This window comes from Hoyosella levis, assembly GCF_026008515.1.
GTDB classification, from domain to species: domain Bacteria; phylum Actinomycetota; class Actinomycetes; order Mycobacteriales; family Mycobacteriaceae; genus Lolliginicoccus; species Lolliginicoccus levis.
Genome location: NZ_BQYM01000003.1, coordinates 108,877 through 124,849, shown reverse-complemented (window position 1 = coordinate 124,849; position 15,973 = coordinate 108,877). Strand labels below are relative to the sequence as shown.

The 15,973-nt window shown below is 69.4% G+C and carries 17 protein-coding genes; 10 read left to right on the top strand and 7 right to left on the bottom strand.

The annotated features are described in order from the left end of the window. Nucleotides 1-26 precede the first annotated feature (26 nt). Nucleotides 27-134: a methionine/alanine import family NSS transporter small subunit gene (locus QC765_RS04590; protein WP_278313248.1), complete on the bottom strand. Its 108-nt coding sequence runs from the start codon at nt 132-134 to the stop codon at nt 27-29. Next, on the bottom strand, nt 131-1,663 hold the full coding sequence (locus QC765_RS04585) for a sodium-dependent transporter (RefSeq protein ID WP_278313247.1): 1,533 nt from the start codon (nt 1,661-1,663) through the stop codon (nt 131-133). Before QC765_RS04585 ends, QC765_RS04590 begins: the two co-directional genes overlap by 4 nt. 236 nt (nt 1,664-1,899) lie before the next feature. Between QC765_RS04585 and QC765_RS04580 the strand changes: the two genes are divergently transcribed. Continuing rightward, the gene (locus QC765_RS04580) at nt 1,900-2,055 is read left to right on the top strand and encodes a hypothetical protein (RefSeq protein ID WP_278313246.1); all 156 of its coding nucleotides are present in this window, start codon (nt 1,900-1,902) and stop codon (nt 2,053-2,055) included. Between the two features lie 160 nt (nt 2,056-2,215). Here the strand turns inward: QC765_RS04580 and QC765_RS04575 are convergent, their stop codons facing one another. Beyond that, entirely contained in the window at nt 2,216-3,004 is a 789-nt protein-coding gene (locus QC765_RS04575; protein ID WP_278313245.1) for an Rv1157c family protein, read from the bottom strand. Between the two features lie 322 nt (nt 3,005-3,326). Then, nucleotides 3,327-3,626, bottom strand: a complete 300-nt coding sequence (locus tag QC765_RS04570; RefSeq protein ID WP_278313244.1) for a 4a-hydroxytetrahydrobiopterin dehydratase — start codon at nt 3,624-3,626, stop codon at nt 3,327-3,329. 143 nt (nt 3,627-3,769) lie between these two features. Between QC765_RS04570 and QC765_RS04565 the strand changes: the two genes are divergently transcribed. Genes QC765_RS04565 through QC765_RS04550 form a run of 4 tightly spaced genes read left to right on the top strand, consistent with a single transcriptional unit; the run spans nt 3,770 to nt 8,008 of the window. After that, a complete protein-coding gene (locus QC765_RS04565; RefSeq protein WP_278313243.1) occupies nt 3,770-4,825 on the top strand; it encodes a thiamine ABC transporter substrate-binding protein in 1,056 nt (351 codons plus the stop codon). Then, nucleotides 4,825-6,471 carry an ABC transporter permease gene (locus QC765_RS04560; protein WP_278313242.1) on the top strand — a complete coding sequence of 549 codons (1,647 nt, stop codon included), beginning with the start codon at nt 4,825-4,827 and terminating at the stop codon, nt 6,469-6,471. The genes QC765_RS04565 and QC765_RS04560 overlap by 1 nt, the downstream gene beginning before the upstream one ends. Continuing rightward, nucleotides 6,472-7,563: an ABC transporter ATP-binding protein gene (locus tag QC765_RS04555; RefSeq protein ID WP_278313241.1), complete on the top strand. Its 1,092-nt coding sequence runs from the start codon at nt 6,472-6,474 to the stop codon at nt 7,561-7,563. After that, the gene (locus QC765_RS04550; protein ID WP_278313240.1) at nt 7,556-8,008 is read left to right on the top strand and encodes a (deoxy)nucleoside triphosphate pyrophosphohydrolase; all 453 of its coding nucleotides are present in this window, start codon (nt 7,556-7,558) and stop codon (nt 8,006-8,008) included. The genes QC765_RS04555 and QC765_RS04550 overlap by 8 nt, the downstream gene beginning before the upstream one ends. On the opposite strand, the gene QC765_RS04545 is transcribed toward QC765_RS04550, so the two are convergent. Continuing rightward, a complete protein-coding gene (locus tag QC765_RS04545) occupies nt 7,986-8,162 on the bottom strand; it encodes a hypothetical protein (RefSeq protein WP_187774291.1) in 177 nt (58 codons plus the stop codon). The genes QC765_RS04550 and QC765_RS04545 overlap by 23 nt on opposite strands. A gap of 282 nt (nt 8,163-8,444) precedes the next feature. Here QC765_RS04545 and typA point away from each other — a divergent pair, with 282 nt between their 5' ends. The 5 genes from typA (at nt 8,445) to QC765_RS04520 (ending at nt 13,864) form a co-directional block, all read left to right on the top strand. Next, on the top strand, nt 8,445-10,367 hold the full coding sequence (gene typA / locus QC765_RS04540) for a translational GTPase TypA (protein ID WP_278313239.1): 1,923 nt from the start codon (nt 8,445-8,447) through the stop codon (nt 10,365-10,367). 143 nt (nt 10,368-10,510) lie between these two features. Continuing rightward, the gene (locus tag QC765_RS04535) at nt 10,511-12,265 is read left to right on the top strand and encodes an ABC transporter family substrate-binding protein (RefSeq protein ID WP_278313238.1); all 1,755 of its coding nucleotides are present in this window, start codon (nt 10,511-10,513) and stop codon (nt 12,263-12,265) included. Beyond that, nucleotides 12,262-13,182, top strand: coding sequence for an N-acetyl-1-D-myo-inositol-2-amino-2-deoxy-alpha-D-glucopyranoside deacetylase (mshB, locus tag QC765_RS04530; RefSeq protein ID WP_373876671.1), 921 nt, complete (start codon nt 12,262-12,264; stop codon nt 13,180-13,182). Before QC765_RS04535 ends, mshB begins: the two co-directional genes overlap by 4 nt. A gap of 1 nt (nt 13,183) precedes the next feature. Continuing rightward, a complete protein-coding gene (locus QC765_RS04525) occupies nt 13,184-13,324 on the top strand; it encodes a hypothetical protein (RefSeq protein ID WP_278313237.1) in 141 nt (46 codons plus the stop codon). A gap of 150 nt (nt 13,325-13,474) precedes the next feature. Continuing rightward, nucleotides 13,475-13,864 (top strand): hypothetical protein, encoded by a 390-nt coding sequence (locus QC765_RS04520; RefSeq protein WP_278313236.1) that lies wholly within the window; start codon nt 13,475-13,477, stop codon nt 13,862-13,864. A gap of 39 nt (nt 13,865-13,903) precedes the next feature. Here the strand turns inward: QC765_RS04520 and QC765_RS04515 are convergent, their stop codons facing one another. After that, nucleotides 13,904-15,433, bottom strand: coding sequence for a PH domain-containing protein (locus QC765_RS04515; protein ID WP_278313235.1), 1,530 nt, complete (start codon nt 15,431-15,433; stop codon nt 13,904-13,906). After that, on the bottom strand, nt 15,430-15,927 hold the full coding sequence (locus tag QC765_RS04510) for a PH domain-containing protein (RefSeq protein WP_278313234.1): 498 nt from the start codon (nt 15,925-15,927) through the stop codon (nt 15,430-15,432). The genes QC765_RS04515 and QC765_RS04510 overlap by 4 nt, the downstream gene beginning before the upstream one ends. Nucleotides 15,928-15,973 lie beyond the last annotated feature (46 nt).

Here is a 15,973-nt window from a genome sequence, read left to right as displayed (position 1 = left end):
CCGGGCCAGCCGCGGAGCCGATCTAGCTACTCGTCCCCGTCGGGGTTCCTGCGCAGGTGGATGAGGCTCGCGAGGAGCCCGCCCCAGACGATGGTGAGCGAGATGATCATCATGACGATCGCGGTCGTGGTCATCGGTGGCCTTCCTTCGCGAGGAACTTGGTGGATTCTGGATGGCCGAGGTCGGTGCCACGCCGCCAGGGCAGCAGCGCGAGGATGATCGCGAAGCCGATCAGCACGGCCTGGACCGACCAGCCGAGGGTGAGGATGAAGCTGTCCGGGTAGCCGCCGTAGCCCTCGTCCGCGAGCGTGCGGATCTCGCTGATCAGCATGGCGCTGAGCACGATCGGTGTGGCGACGACGATGCAGAACTGCCATACGATGTTCGCTCTGAACGACGAGACCGCGTTGAGGTGATCGCCGAGCTCGCCGGTGCGGCGCAGCAGCCAGGCGACGGAGATGACGGTGACGAGCGCGACGCCGACGATGCCGAGGTTATTGACGAACTTGTCGACGACATCGAGCACGCCCACGCCGGTGGTGGTGGGGAACAGGGCGATGGAGCATGCGGCCATGGCGCCGCCGACGCCGAGCACCGCCGGGATCCGAGTGATGCCGAGCTTGTCCTGCACGGCGGAGATCACGACTTGCACGATCGAGATGAGCGAGGTGAATCCCGCGAAGACGAGGCAGAGGAAGAACAGTGCCCCGAAGACTGATCCGCCGGGCATCACGGAGATGATCTGGGGGAACGCGATGAACGCGAGGCCGATGCCACCGCCGACCACTTCGTCGACAGGCACGCTCGCGACGCTGGCCATGTAGCCGAGGGCCGCGAAGACACCGATGCCGGCGAGGATCTCGAAGCTGCTGTTGGAGAATGCCACGACCATGCCGGAGCCCGTGAGGTTCGTGCGGATGCGCAGGTAGGAGGCGTAAGTGATCATGATGCCGAACGCGATGGAGAGCGAGAAGAAGATCTGCCCGTAGGCGGCGATCCACACGGTGGGGTCGGTCAGCAGGCTCCACTCGGGGTCGAAGAAGGCGTTGAGGCCCTCGGCCGCGCCGTCGAGGAACAGCGACCGGATCACGAGCGCGAGGAACAGCACGACAAGCAGTGGCACGAAGATCCTTGCCGAGTTGCCGATGCCGCGCTGCACGCCGAGGGCGAGGACGGCGAGGGTGGCTAGCCAGACGAGCACAAGGGGGATCGCGACCCCGGGAACGAGGTCGAAGCCGACGCGCGCGCCGTCCTCCTGCTGGAGGAAGGTGCTGAACAGGAATCCCTCGGGATCATCGCCCCAGGCCCGCCCGATGGAGAAGAAGGTGTACCGCACGGCCCAGGCGACGATGACGGCGTAGTAGACGGCGATGACGAAGCAGATGCCGACCTGCCACCAGCCGAGTGCTTCGGTCCATTTGCCGAGCCGGCGGAACGCCAGTGGCGGGGAGCCGCGGAACTTGTGGCCGATGGCGTAATCGAGGAACAGCAGCGGGATGCCCGCGGTGAGCAGCGCGATCAGGTACGGGATCACGAATGCCCCGGCGCCATTCTCGTAGGCGACGAACGGGAAGCGCCAGATATTGCCGAGTCCGACCGCGGAACCGATCGCGGCCAGGATGAAGACTGATCGCGCGCTCCATACCTCGCGTTGTGTGTCCATTCGGGGCGGCTTTCTGTTGGCTGCGGTTAGGGGCATGTGCCGCGTGCGCGGCGGCTAAGCACACGGTAAACGACTCGCTAACGATGCTGGCGGGAAGTGACCAACTGTTGTCCAGCGGGATGCCAGGGTGCCTCACCTCGAACCCTGCCACGAGCCCTGCCACGGGCCATGAGGTGTGGTTGGGCGAAGTCGTCGAAGGCCTGGCGGGCCAAGCCTAAAAAAGGCATCATTGTGACATGGATCACGTACTGAGCATCAATGACATCCGAACCGCGATCCGGGAACTGCGCGTCCGCGAGAGCGAGGCCCGGAAGGAAGGCCGCGAGGCCGATGCCGACGAGATCGCCGAGCGCATCCGTGGCTATCAGGAGGAGCTCGCCGAGCGTCCTTGATCAGGCCATTCGCTGAGCCAGCTGGCTTCTAGGCCGAGCGCCCCCCGCGCCACGGCGATCACGCAGCGAGAACCCCGCCGGGATAGTTCACCGACGGGGATCTCGAGGGTTGCCTGGGAAATGCCCGGGCAGTGTGGCTATCTGCTGGGCCGGTCTCGGGTCACTCGACCACGAATAGACCGACCGTGGGTGCGAATCCACAGGTCAGGGTTCCGTTCGGACCCTGGAGGGTGGCCTGGCCGTGGATGGTAGCGAGAATGCGGCCGCTGCCGGTCCGGGACACGGCCGTGTAGGTCGCTGGCCCGTCCGCGTTGATGCCTGCGCTGTTGTCGAGCATCGTGGTGCCCGTTCGGCCGGAATCAATGTTGTACCAGGTCACGCTGAGCGGATCGGCGGGAACCTCGCTGGTTGCCCCTCCCGTGCCGAGCGCGGTGAAGACGAATGCCGCCTCGCGGGAGCGCGGGCCGGGAACGGGGATGTCGGCGGGGCCGGATACCGCGAGGGCCGTGGCGATCGCGCTCTGGCCCGGGCCGATGCAATCGAACCCGATCGTCGGGTAGAGGAATTGCTGGATAGGTGGCCCATCCGTCGGGATCGATGGCCCGCCCTGCCCAGGCTCGGGGGCGCTGATGAACGACACGATGCGTCGTGCTCCATCCTGGACCTGCTCGGGCACGCCCGGCTGGCCGAGCAGCCGGGTGAGGGTCGCGAGCAGTTCTTCCTGGGCCTCGGTGCCATCTTCAGCGCCGGTTGCCGCGGACCCGATGATCGCGGGCAGGATCTCGAGCGCCGCGGGATCGATCTCGGATAGGTCGATCTCTGGGGGAACGATCGGAAACGTCGGTTGCGCGGTACTGATACCGGGGAGCGACAGGGCTGCGGTGACGGTGATCGCCAGTGCCGCAAGCGTTGTTCGCGACTTTCGGATGTGGAGCACTCGTGGTTCCATCCTTGTCTCCATTAAGGCCGGGGCCGGTGGTCGTGATCGAGGCCGGGGCCGGTGGTCGTCCCAGCAGCGCCCGAGCTGCCGGATCTGGTGTGCGATGGCGGGCAGCATCGAGGCTGGGCGACGATCGAGCGCGGCCGCGCTGATGCTGAGCTCCGTGGCACCTTCCGGTCAGGGGCACCACGACGCGTGGGGTTCATGATTCACGGATGGAGGTGGCACTGTTCCGGGTTTGCGGGAGCGTTACCAACTCTTGGCTGTAGTTCAGCCGAATCCATCCCACTTCGCAACCTGGGGCGCGGACTGCCCCGTTCCAGCGCGATGCCTAGGGGCTTGCGATGCTGGCGATGATCGGCTCGATGCGGCGCGCGAGCTCGAGATCCCGCTGGGTGAGCCCGCCTGCCGAGTGGGTCGTGCAGGAGATGTGGACCGTGCGCCAGCGGATGTCCATGTCAGGATGATGGTCGAGCTCCTCGGCGACGACCGCGACCCGGTCGACGAGTTGGATGGCCTCGGGAAAGCTCGCCATGGTGGCGGTCCGCTGGAGGGATGCTCCGGCGCGCTGCCACGCGTCCATGCTGCTGACGAACTGGTCGATCGTGGCGTCGTCGAGAGTCTCGCTCATCCTTCTAGTGTGACAGCAATCACAAGCAAGATGTACCGGTCGCTCCAGATGGAGCAGTCGGCGGGGAATGCGCCACGATGCCCCCGCGGGCACCTCTGCCCGTATGGTTGGTGCTTGCCGTACCCCTGCGAGAGGAAGACACCATGGCCGCGCCACATCGAGCTGCCGTCGCGGGCTGCGCGCTCGCGGCGCTCCTTCCGGCCCTAGCAGGCTGTTCCACGATCGGTTCCGGTGACGGCGATCCGGAAGGGACCGTGGTGCTGCTGACGCACGACTCCTTCTACCTGCCCGAGGATGTGCTCGACGCCTTCGAGGCGGAGACCGGCCTCACCATCGACCATCGTCCGCAGGGCGATGCCGGGCAACTCGTCACGGGTCTAGCGCTCTCCCGCGATCGGCCGATCGGTGACGTGGTCTTCGGCATCGACAACACGTTTGCCTCGCGCGCTGTCGCCGAGGACGTGCTCGAGCCCTACGAGGCGCGCACGCCCGTGCCCGAACGCTTCGCCTACCCGGGCAGCGACCCGGTGCTCACTCCCATCGACTACGGCGACGTGTGCCTCAACATCGATACCCGCTACTTCGCTGAGCGCGGCATCCCCGAGCCCGCCAGCCTCGATGACCTCGCCGACCCCCGCTACCGGGATCTGGCCGTGGTGCAGAATCCCGCGACCTCGTCGCCGGGCCTGGCCTTCCTCCTCGCGACCATCGAGGAGCACGGCGAGCCTGGCTGGCAGGACTATTGGACGCGGTTGCGCGACAACGGCGTGCTCGTCGTCGACGGCTGGACGCAGGCATACACGGTCGAGTTCTCCGGATCCGCGGGCGAGGGCCCCCGTCCCATCGTCGTTTCCTACGCCACCTCGCCACCCGCGGAGGCCGGGCCAGACGGCGCTGCCCCGCCCACGCGGGCGCTGCCCGAGACCTGCTTCCGCCAGATCGAGTACGCCGGGATCGTCGCGGGAACAGCGAACGAGGAGGCCGCGGGCGAGCTGATCGAGTTCCTGCTGGGTCCGGAAGTGCAGGAAGCACTGCCCGAGAGCATGTATGTGCTGCCCGTCGTGGACGGCACCCCGCTGCCCGAGGCCTTCGACCTGCACGCCCCGCGGCCGACCGACCCGATGTCGATGGACCCCGGCCGCATCGGCGAGAACCGTGACGAGTGGATTTCCCAGTGGCGCGACCTCATGCTCGGGTAGTGGCACCGAGGATGGCTACCCGGGGCGCCCGCCGGATCCCTGCGGGCGTGTGGCTCGGTGTGCTCCCTGCGATCTTCCTCGCGGTGTTCTTCGCCTGGCCCGTGCTCGCGATCCTGGAACGCGGGCTCACCGGCGCCGGAGGGGGCTTCGATCCGCTCGGGGTGCTGCGGATCCTCGCCCAGCCCGAGGTGTGGGCCGTCGCTGGGTTCACCATCGGGCAGGCGCTCGCCTCGACGCTGCTGACCATCCTGGCGGGCTTGCCCGTGGCGTGGCTTCTCGCGCGCGTGGACCTGCCGGGGCGCCTCGTGCTCCGGATCGCGGTGACGGTGCCGTTCGTGCTTCCCACGGTCGTGGTGGGAATCCTGTTCCGGGTCATTCTTGCGCCGCAGGGCCCCCTCGGGTTCCTCGGCCTCGACGGCACCGTCTGGGCCATCCTGGTCGCCCACGTGTTCTTCAATATCGCCGTGATCGCGCGCACGGTCGGCTCCGTCTGGTCCACCCTCGATCGGCGGGCCGAGCAAGCGGCGCGGACGCTCGGTGCCACGCCCTGGCAGGCGTGGCGCACGGTGACGCTTCCGGCGCTGCGGCCCGCCATCCTGTCCGCGTCCGCGATCGTCTTTCTCTTCAGCGCCACGAGCTTCGGTGTGGTGCTGGTGCTCGGTGGCAGCCGGTATCGCACCCTCGAGACCGAGATCTACCTGCAGACCGTTCAGGCGTTCGACCTGCGCGCCGCGGCGGCACTGTCGATCCTGCAGATGCTGACCATCGGCGCGGCAATACTGATCGCCACCCTCGCGCGGCGCCGTCAACGGGGCGATGGGCAGGCCGCTCTGGCGGCTGGGCAGCAGTCGCGGCCGCGCGGTGCGCAGTGGGTGCCGGTCGGGCTCGTCCTCGCGATGGTCGCGGCCCTGCTCGTCGCGCCGCCACTGCTGCTGGCGTGGACCTCCGTGCGCCGCGGCGGCAGGTTCACCCTCGAGGGCTACCGCCTGCTGCTGGGACGGGGCGGGCAGCATGAGGCGTGGGGCGCGATGCTGATGTCGTTGCGCACCGCCACCGATGCCGCCGTGATCGCGACAGTGCTGGGCGTGCTCGCGGCGGTCGCGATCACCGCGGCCCGGGGGCGATGGTCGATCGCGGGGGAGGCGGCATTGCTCGCGCCGCTGGGCATCAGCGCGGTGACGGTGGGCTTTGGCCTGCTCATCACGCTGGGGCGGCTGCCGGGTGATCTGCGGTCCTCGCCGCTGGTGATTCCCATCGCGCAAGCCTTGATCGCGATCCCGCTGGTCGTGCGGGTGCTGCTGCCTGCCCTGCGAGCGGTGGACCCGAGGCTCCGGGAAGGAGCGCGCGTGCTGGGCGCGCCACCGGTGCGCGTGTGGACGAGCATCGATCTGCCGCTGGCATGGCGGTCGTTCGCGGTCGCGGCAGGGTTCGCGTTCATCGTCAGCCTCGGCGAGTTCGGCGCGACGTCCTTCCTGGCCCGCGCTGGCGAGCCGACGCTGCCCGTGCTCATCGGGCGACTGATCAGCAGGCCCGGCGCAGAGAACTATTCGGTAGCGATGGCGGGCGCGGTCGCGCTGCTCGTGCTGACCGCTGCGGTCATCGCGGTGGTGGAGATCGTTCGGGTCGGCGAGATAGGGGAGTTCTGAATGCTGCGGCTCACAGGGATCACGGTGCGCTACGGAGACACGCTCGCCGCGCACGATGTGACGCTCGAGGTTCCCGGCGAGGCGCATGTGCTCGCGCTTCTCGGGCCTTCCGGCTCGGGCAAGACGACGGTGCTGCGCGCCGTGGCAGGGCTGGAGCCCATCGCGTCCGGCTCGATCACCCTCGGCGGGGAGGACCTGGCCGCGGTGCCGGTGCACAAGCGGCGCATCGGCCTGGTGTTCCAGGACGGGCAGCTGTTCCCGCACAAGTCCGTGGCGGGGAACATCGCGTATGGCCTCGCGCTAGCGAAAGACGATGCGGGCAAGAGGATGCCGCGCCCGGAGCAGGATGGCCGGGTGTCAGAGCTGCTGGACCTGGTGGGCATGAGCGGCTTCGGGCCGCGCCGGGTGCACGGCCTCTCCGGGGGCGAGGCGCAACGGGTCGCGCTCGCCCGGGCGCTCGCGCCGCGCCCGCGCCTGCTGCTGCTCGACGAGCCGCTCTCGGCGCTCGACCGTGGCCTGCGGGACCGCCTGGCCACCGACGTGCGAGACATCGTGACCACGCACCGGACGCCGACGATCGTGGTGACCCATGACCACAGCGAGGCCGCCTTCCTTGCCGATCGCATCGCCGTGCTCATCGACGGGCGCATCCATCAGGTCGCGGCCCCGCGGGACCTATGGCGCCGCCCCGCGGACCGGGCCGTGGCACGCTTCCTCGGCTTCGAGGCGTTCCTTGACGCGGATGTGCGGCACGGAGTGGCGCGCTGCGTCCTCGGAGCGGTGGGCGTGGATGCCCCGGATGGGCCTGCGGTTCTGGCGCTGGGGCAGCACTCGCTCACCATCGCCCCGCATGGGCCAGTCTCGGCGACCGTCCTGTCCCGGGTGGTGATGCCCGATGGGCTGCGCCTGCGCGTGGCGGTGGAGGACATGCCGGGTGGTCGCACGGAGCTCGGTGCGGTGGGCACGCTCCACGACGACGCCGAGCCGGGACAGGCGATCCGGCTCGGCCTGGACGGGCGCCGGACCGGGCTGATCGCGCATCGTGGTGCAGCGAATGGCGCCGCGCTCGACGGGGCGACGGCGCATGGGTGACCCGCGCTTGAGCGACCAGTTCCGGGATGACCAGGGCCGGGATGACCAGCGCCGCGAGGTCGTTGCGGGAGCCGTGGTGCGAGAGGGCCAGCTGCTCGTGGCGCGGCGCTCGGCGCCGCCGGAGCTCGCAGGGCTGTGGGAGCTGCCGGGCGGGAAGACCGAGCCGGGGGAGGCGTCTCGAGCGGCGGTGGAGCGGGAGCTCGCCGAGGAGCTAGCGATCGTGGTGGTGGCGGGCGAGCGCGTGGGTCCGGAGGTCCTCATCGGCGAGCGGCTGGTGCTGCGCGCCTACGCGGCGGAGTGGGTCTCGGGCGAGCCGGAGGCGATCGAGCACCAGGAGGTGGCGTGGATCGGCAGCGAGGCGCTCGATGACCTTGCCTGGGTGCCGAGCGATCGGGCGCTCGTCGAGTGCCTGCGCGTGCTGCTCAGGCCGCGCGAACGCGCTTGAGCTCCTTCTTCAGGTCGCTGCCCTTGACCCCGTTGGACTCGAGCTTCTTCATCTTCGCGACGACGTAGGGGCAGCGCATGCATCGGGTCTTGGAGCGGCAGCACTTCTTCTTTGGCTTGAGGCTGCTGACTTTCGAGGCTTTGACCTTGCCCATCGTGTGGTGCTCCAGTGTGGTTGGCGGTGGTCGGGGACCCGGTGCGTCAACTAAGCATAGCCTCGCTTATGTAGGTTGGGCTAACTGATCTTGAGATGCTCGATTGAGCCCTTGCGGCCCCTAGCGGGTATCCTCGGTGCTGGTCACCCATCGGAAGCATCATCGACCATGCCCACGCGGGCAGTCGGATGAGCGACCGACTCTTCACTACGTCCCGGCCCCGGCGCGCCCCCTGGCGCGACCAGCACGACCGGGGCGCCTCAATCATGTACAGGAGCTTGTGTGTCGTCCACCTCGGCTGATACCCGCACCCCAGCCTTCCGCAACATCGCGATCGTCGCGCACGTCGACCACGGCAAGACAACGCTGGTCGACGCGATGCTGCGCCAGTCAGGGGCCTTCGCCGAGCGCGAGGAGCTCGTCGAGCGAGTCATGGACTCCGGCGATCTCGAGCGCGAGAAGGGCATCACCATTCTCGCCAAGAACACCGCGGTACGGCGCGTCAACCCCGACGGCTCCGAAGTGATCATCAACGTGATCGACACCCCGGGCCACGCCGACTTCGGTGGCGAGGTCGAGCGCGGGCTCTCGATGGTCGATGCCGTCGTCCTGCTCGTCGATGCGAGCGAGGGACCGCTCCCGCAGACCCGCTTCGTGCTGCGCAAGGCGCTCGAGTCGTCGCTCCCGGTGATCCTCGCCGTGAACAAGACCGACCGTCCCGACGCCCGCATCACCGAGGTCGTCGACGAGGTCCACGACCTCCTGCTCGATCTCGCGAGCGACCTCGAGGACGAGAAGGCCTCGGCCGCCGCGGAGCACGCCCTCGAGATGCCCGTCATCTACGCGTGCGCGCGGTCCGGCAAGGCCAGCCTGACCCAGCCCGAGGACGGCGAGGAGCCCGATTCCCCCGACATCCAGCCGCTGTTCGACCTGCTCCTCGAGCATGTCCCGGCACCCGTCGCGGACCCCGATGCCTCGCTGCAGGCCCACGTCACCAACCTTGATGCTTCTGCCTTCCTCGGCCGCATCGCGCTGGTCCGCATCTACAACGGCACCATGCGCAAGGGACAGACCGTTGCCTGGCTACGGAGCAACGGCGAGGTGAAGAACGTGCGCCTCACCGAGCTGCTGCGCACCGAGGGCGTCACCCGCGTCCCCGCCGATGAGGCAGTGGCCGGCGATATCGTCGCGGTCGCTGGCATCGAGGAGATCATGATCGGCGATACCCTCGCCGACGCCGCGAACCCGGTCGCGCTGCCGCGCATCACCGTCGACGAGCCCGCGATCTCGGTGACCATCGGCACCAACGGCTCGCCGCTCGCGGGACGCAACGGCGGCACCAAGCTCACCGCTCGACTGCTCAAGGCCCGGCTCGACCAGGAGCTCATCGGCAACGTATCGCTGCGCGTGCTGCCCACCGAGCGCCCGGACTCCTGGGAGGTGCAGGGACGTGGCGAGCTCGCGCTCGCGATCCTCGTCGAGACGATGCGCCGCGAGGGATTCGAGATGACCGTCGGCAAGCCGCAGGTGGTCACCCGCACCGTCAACGGCAAGCTCCACGAGCCTTTCGAGCTGCTCACCATCGACGTCCCCGAGGAGCATCTCGGCGCGGTCACCCAGCTGATGGCCGCACGCAAGGGCCGCATGGAGAAGATGCACAACCACGGCCAGGGCTGGGTGCGCATGGAGTTCATCGTCCCCGCGCGCGGCCTGATCGGGTTCCGCACAGCGTTCCTCACCGAGACCCGCGGCACCGGCATCGCCAACAACCACTCGAACGGCTACGAGCCCTGGGCGGGCGAGATCCGCAGCCGCCACACCGGCTCGCTCGTCGCGGACCGCGCGGGCGCGATCACCAACTTCGCGCTGCAGACGCTCCAGGACCGTGGGCGCTTCTTCGTCGAGCCCGGTGATACCTGCTACGAGGGCATGGTCGTGGGCGAGAACCCCCGCGCCGAGGACCTCGACGTCAACATCACCAAGGAGAAGAAGCTCACCAACATGCGCTCCTCCACCGGTGACGAGCTCGAGCGCCTGCAGCGGGCGACCCGGCTCGATCTCGAGGGCGCGCTCGAGTTCTGTGGCTCCGACGAATGCGTCGAGGTGGGCCCCGATATCGTGCGGGTGCGCAAGGTCATCCTCGACTCCACCACCCGCGCCCGGGAGCGCTCGCGCGCCAAGACGCGCGATAAGGCTGCCGAGTAGGCGCGACCGCGTAGCAGCGGGACAACGTGTCGCATGTTCCCCGCGTCCACGACCGGACGCGGGGAACATGGCACGATGGCAGGGAGGGCAGGCAAGCACGGCCCTGGCCGCGCAGCGCACACGGGGAGGAACGAGTGCCGACCATGTCGACGACGCCCGCAGCGGGATGGGCCAAAGCCCTGCTCGCCGGTGCGGCACTGCTCTCGCTCACGGCCTGCACCGCGAGCCCCCCGCCCCCGATCGAGAGCACCGGCACCGTCACGCCGACACCGCAGCCCGTCGTCGTGGAGAACGAGATCATCGTCGCGATCGACGATATCGGCAGCGGGTTCAACCCGCACCTGCTCTCCCACCTCTCGCCGGTGAGCAGCGCCATCGCTGACCTGGTGCTGCCCAGCCCGTTCCGGCCCGTGCCCGACCCGCAATCGCCCGGCGGGGTGCGATGGCAGCCCGACCCCTCGGTGCTCATCTCTGGCGAGGTCACCGACGATGGCAGCGGCGAAGCGCCCTTCACCGTCACCTATGTGCTCCGCGACGAGGCGCAATGGTCCGACAGTGCCCCCATCGCGGCCGAGGATTTCCTCTACCTCTGGCGGCAGATGACCACGCAGCCCGGCGTGGTCGATCCCGCCGGATACGACCTGATCACCGACGTGCGGTCCTCCTCGGGCGGCAAGACCGTCACCGTGCAGTTCAGCGATCCCTACCCGGCGTGGCGCGAGCTCTTCAGCCACCTGCTCCCGGCGCACCTCATCAAGGATTCCCCCGGGGGCTTCGACGACGGGCTCGCCGACACGATCCCGGTATCCGGATCGCGGTTCAACATCAAGCGGGTCGACCGCGGCCGCGATGACATCCGGCTCGAGCGCAACGATCGATTCTGGGGCATCCCGGCCCGCGCCGACCGCATCCACATGCGCCGCGGCGGAAGCGCCACGCAGATCGCGGACTCGCTGCGCTCCAACGACGCCCAGATCGCCGAGGTCCACGGTGGGGCCTCGCTGCAGGCCCAGCTCTCCGCCATCCGGGGGCTCTCCACGGCCCGCGCCTACCAGACCCGAGCCCTGCAGCTCGTGCTGAACACGCGCATCGAGCCGCTCGATGATCCCGAGCTCCGCAAGGCCCTGCTGAGCTTCCTCGATACGGACGTCCTCGCGACCGTCGGCGGCGGTGGAACGGCGACAGTAGCGGTCGCGGAGGCACAGATCCGGCCACCGTCGGATCCGCAATACACGCCCACCGAGCCTGCCCGGATGCGCTACGAGGAAGCGATGGCCGTGCTGGCCACCAGCGGCTACCAGCTTGTCGACGATACGCTCCGCCTCGGAGGGGAGCCGACCGGCGCTGCGCTCAACCTCGTGATCGGCGTACCGGGCGGGGACCAGACCGCCCGAGCGGTCGCGAACACCGCGGCGGACCAGTTGCGCCATGTCGGGGTGCGCGCTCGAGTCTCCCAGCTTGCCCCCGCGCGGCTCTACGGGGAGGCGCTCACGGGCGGCGAGATCGACATGCTCGTCGGCTGGACGCAGACCGGCTTCGATCCCGCGACCGCCCTCGCCTCGCGCTGGGCCTGCCCGCCAGGGGAGGCCGCCCCTCCGGCGGGACCCGAGCCCGCCGAGAACGAGCGCGATGCCGAGCGCGCGCCCAGCAACCTCTCGGGTGCCTGCGCGCCCGCTATCGATGACCGCATCCGGGCAGCACTGACCGGGCAGGCCGACGCCGACGCCGTCATCGCGCAAGCGGAGCCCGTGCTGTGGGAGCTCGCTGCTGTCCGCCCCATTCTCCAGGACGTTACCCTCGTCGCGGCCCGGGACACCGTGGCTGGCGTCAACCTCGACCTGCCCGTCCCCGTTGGTGTGTTTGGTGACGCCGCGCAGTGGACGAGGCTGCCCGAATGACCAGCACCCCGATGACCAGCCCAGCTCGTCGGCTCATGCTCGTCCACGCCCACCCCGATGACGAGACCCTCATCACCGGCGGGACGATCGCCGCCGCGTGCGATGCCGGCACCGAGGTCCTCGTCGTGACCTGCACTCTCGGCGAGGAGGGCGAGATCATCGGCGACGAGCTCGCCGGGCTAGCCGCACAGCATGCCGACCAGCTCGGCGGCTACCGCTACGGCGAGCTCCGGCGGGCGCTCGAAGCGCTCGAGGGGTCCGCCAGCCGCGGCAGCGTGCGGGGCACATTCCTCGGCGGCGCGGGCCGCTGGCGCGATTCCGGAATGGCAGGAACCGACGGGGCGCTCAATCCGCGCGCGTTCACCAACGCGCCACTTGAGGAGACCGCGAACGAGCTCGCCGTGCTCATCCAGGAATTCCGGCCGCACGTGGTCACCACCTACGATCCCCACGGCACCTACGGGCATCCCGATCACATCCGTGTCCATGAGGTCACCCACCGAGCGGTCGAGCTCGCGGCGGATCCCCCGCGCGGCTGGGACGTGCCACGCTTGTACTGGAGCGTCATCGGCCACCGGGCGGTCCAGGAGCACGCGGCCCGGCTCACCAGCGTGCCCGCGGGCTGGCTGCATGATCCCGCCGGCGGTCTGGGCCTGTTCCCCGACGAGCAGATCACCACCCGTATCGATGTCCGTGCGCAGCGCGACCGCAAGGCCGCCGCGCTGCGATGCCATGCCACCCAGGTCATGATTGACCTGCCCAACCGTGCGTTCGCCCTGTCCAATTGGGTAGCGCAGCCGATAATGGATGAGGAACACTTCGTCCTGGTCCGCAATGCGGGCCATCCCGTGCCGGACGATCAGGTCGCTCATGATCTGTTCGCCGGCCTCGGAACCACTAAAGTTCGAAAGGAATGACATGGACCTCATCGCGTGGATCCTGGATCCTGCCGCCTATGAGCGGGAGATCTCCAATGCCTACTGGGATCTCATCTTCGCCGCCGTCCAGAACTACAGCAACTACCTGACGCAGATCGGCTACCCGCCACCGCCACGGTGATGCCTGCTCCCAGCTCATTGGGCAACCAGCATTCAGTCGCACCGCACCGGAGAGGCAGGAACCGTGAACGTGGCGTCGCGCTCCACAGCGAGCCCGCAGCGTGGCCGCAGCAGCATGTCATCCTGGGCCAGTCCGCGACAGCGACCGACGATGAGCGCGTCCCGGCTTGACCCGTACATCGTTGGCGTGCTGGTCATCGACGGCATCCTCTTGGCGATACTGTCGATCTTCCTGCTGCCCAGCCAGCTCGACGGGGTGCCTTTTCCCTATGCCGTGCTGATCGCCGCGGTCGGCAACATCTTGCTGCTCGAGGCGGGCCTGCGCCTCGGCTACACCATCAAGCGGGCGGCCGCGCCCATCGTCGCCTGGACCGTCGTCGTGATGCTCGCGTTCCTCGGTGGTCCGGGGGGCTCGATGCTCCTCCCTGGGCATGATCCGCGTGGCCTGTACCTGCTCGTCGGCGGTCTCGTGCCGGTCGCGTTCTGGATGCTGCGTGAATCCATGCTCGACAACAACACCGGGACCACACCGACCGCCTAGGGCTGGCCCGGGCTTGAACAGTTACTGGGCCTCGAATGGCTACCTGGCCGCGGCGGTGGCGCGGGGGAGCGACTGGACCATGCGCGGCGTGACCGCCGCGATGATGTCCCATGCCCACGGCTCGGGGACGTCGAGCACCTGATAGGCATCAGCCCCGGCCGGGGTCGCGGCGGTGAGCGTGGCCAGGCCGGAGCGACGCTGGAAGTAGGTTTGTCGCACGCTCCAGCCGACGATGCCCTCGGCGGCGACCATGTCGCGCGAGCGCAGGAGCGATCCGCTCTGGCAGACCAGCCACCCCGTTGGCGTGGCATGCCCGAGGGAGCGGTACCGGTCGATTCCCAGGCCGACCGAGGCAGCGAGCAGGAGGCCCGCCGCGAGCCACGCCCACCACGGGATCGGTGCGCCCGCGAGCGTGGCGACCGCGAGCCCGGCGATCAGCAAGGCGGGGGGCGCGAGAGCGCGGAACATGCGGCGTCGCAACGCCGCGCTGCCGTGCCCGCGCAGGGCCACATGCATGACGCCAGGGTCGCCGACCACCGCGGCCGCGACCTGCTGGGCGCGCTGGCGTGGCGCATCGGGCAGGACCAGGGCCGAGGTGCCGGAGGATTCACCGATGCCCGTCATGATGGCGCGCGCCCGGGCCCCGCCGCCGAGGCGGAGCAGCACGGGCTCCTCGATGGACACCCCGCGCAGCCTGCGGCGGTCGAGGGTGCTCTCGCGCGTGGTGAGCAGCCCATGCTCGACGCGCAGCACGTGGCCATCGTCATGGAGGGTGAAGCCGGAGTAGGACAAGACGTAGCGGGTGATGGCGATGGCGCTCGCCGCCACGAGCACGATCAGCACCGCGATCGCGGCCGCGATGAGTGGGCCGAGCTGCTGCACGAGCGAGGCGGCATCCTGCGCCAGCCCTGAGTCCGCGATCCGGTCGATCGCGCTGCCGGACTGGAAGAGCAGGCCCATTCCGGCGCCGATCGCGACAAGGCCGGTGTAGCCCAGCGGGGCGTAGCGCATCCAGGAGATCTGCCAGTCCGCGAGCTCGGCACCCGGATCGCCCACGGTGCCCGAAGCATCCGAATGGCTCCCCGGTTCAGCGTCGTCGCTGTCGGCCGGCGAGCTCGGTACCAGCAGGACGGCGCGCAGCTCGGGAACAGCCTCGGCCGGGATGGCGTCGAGCTCGAACCCTGAATCGTCGGTGCCGGTGCCGATCCGCAGCACCGTCAGCCCCAGGATGCGGTGCAGCACCGTGGCATGGGTATCGACGGATCTGACGCGCGAGCGGGGCACGGAGAGCACGTTGCGCTGCAGCAGCCCCCGCTTGAGCTGCACGTGGTCAGGCCCGACCCGGTACCGGGTGGTCAGCCAGTCGATCGTCGCGACGTAGACGAGCCCCACCACAGCGACGAGCAACCACGCCGGGTTGCCGGTCTGGGCGCCAACGATGAGCGGCACGATCAGTGCGGGAAGGGCCCGGAAGCCCGCCGTGACTGGCTTGACGAGCAGCATGCGGGCATCAAGGCGGCGCCAGGGAACGGCCTCATCGGTCATCCCGGCCGGTTCGGAGCTGCTCATGTCGCGTCCCCGCGCGTCTGCGCCGCGATGTCCGTGAGCTCGCGGACCGTGCGCTCGGCGACCTCGAGGTCCAGGGCGGGGATGGTCACCGCCCCGGCGGACGAGGCAGTGGTGACGGTGACCGTCGCGAGGCCAAGAAGCCGGTCGATCGGTCCGCGGGTGGTGTCGACGGTCTGCACGCGCGAGATCGGGGCGATGCGATGCTCCTGGACGAGCCACCCCTGCCGGGTATGCACGGCCTCGTCGGTGATCTCCCAGCGGTGCACCCGGTACCGCCACCAGGGCACGCCCACGATGTGCAGGGGCGCGAGGATCACTGTCGCTGCCCCAGCGGCGACCAGCGGCCAGCCGACTCCGGGGCGCAGGGCAGCGAGGACGACCTGGGCGGCGATCAGCACGAGCCACAGGATCACGATCCCGGACGCCCACAGCAAGGGGGCCTTGCGGCTGGGCCGCCACGCGGGGTCGGCCAGCTTGCTCGTTGGATCAGCCATACTGCGACTTTACGGACGGCGGGCGTTGTCCGCTGGTCGGCATGGC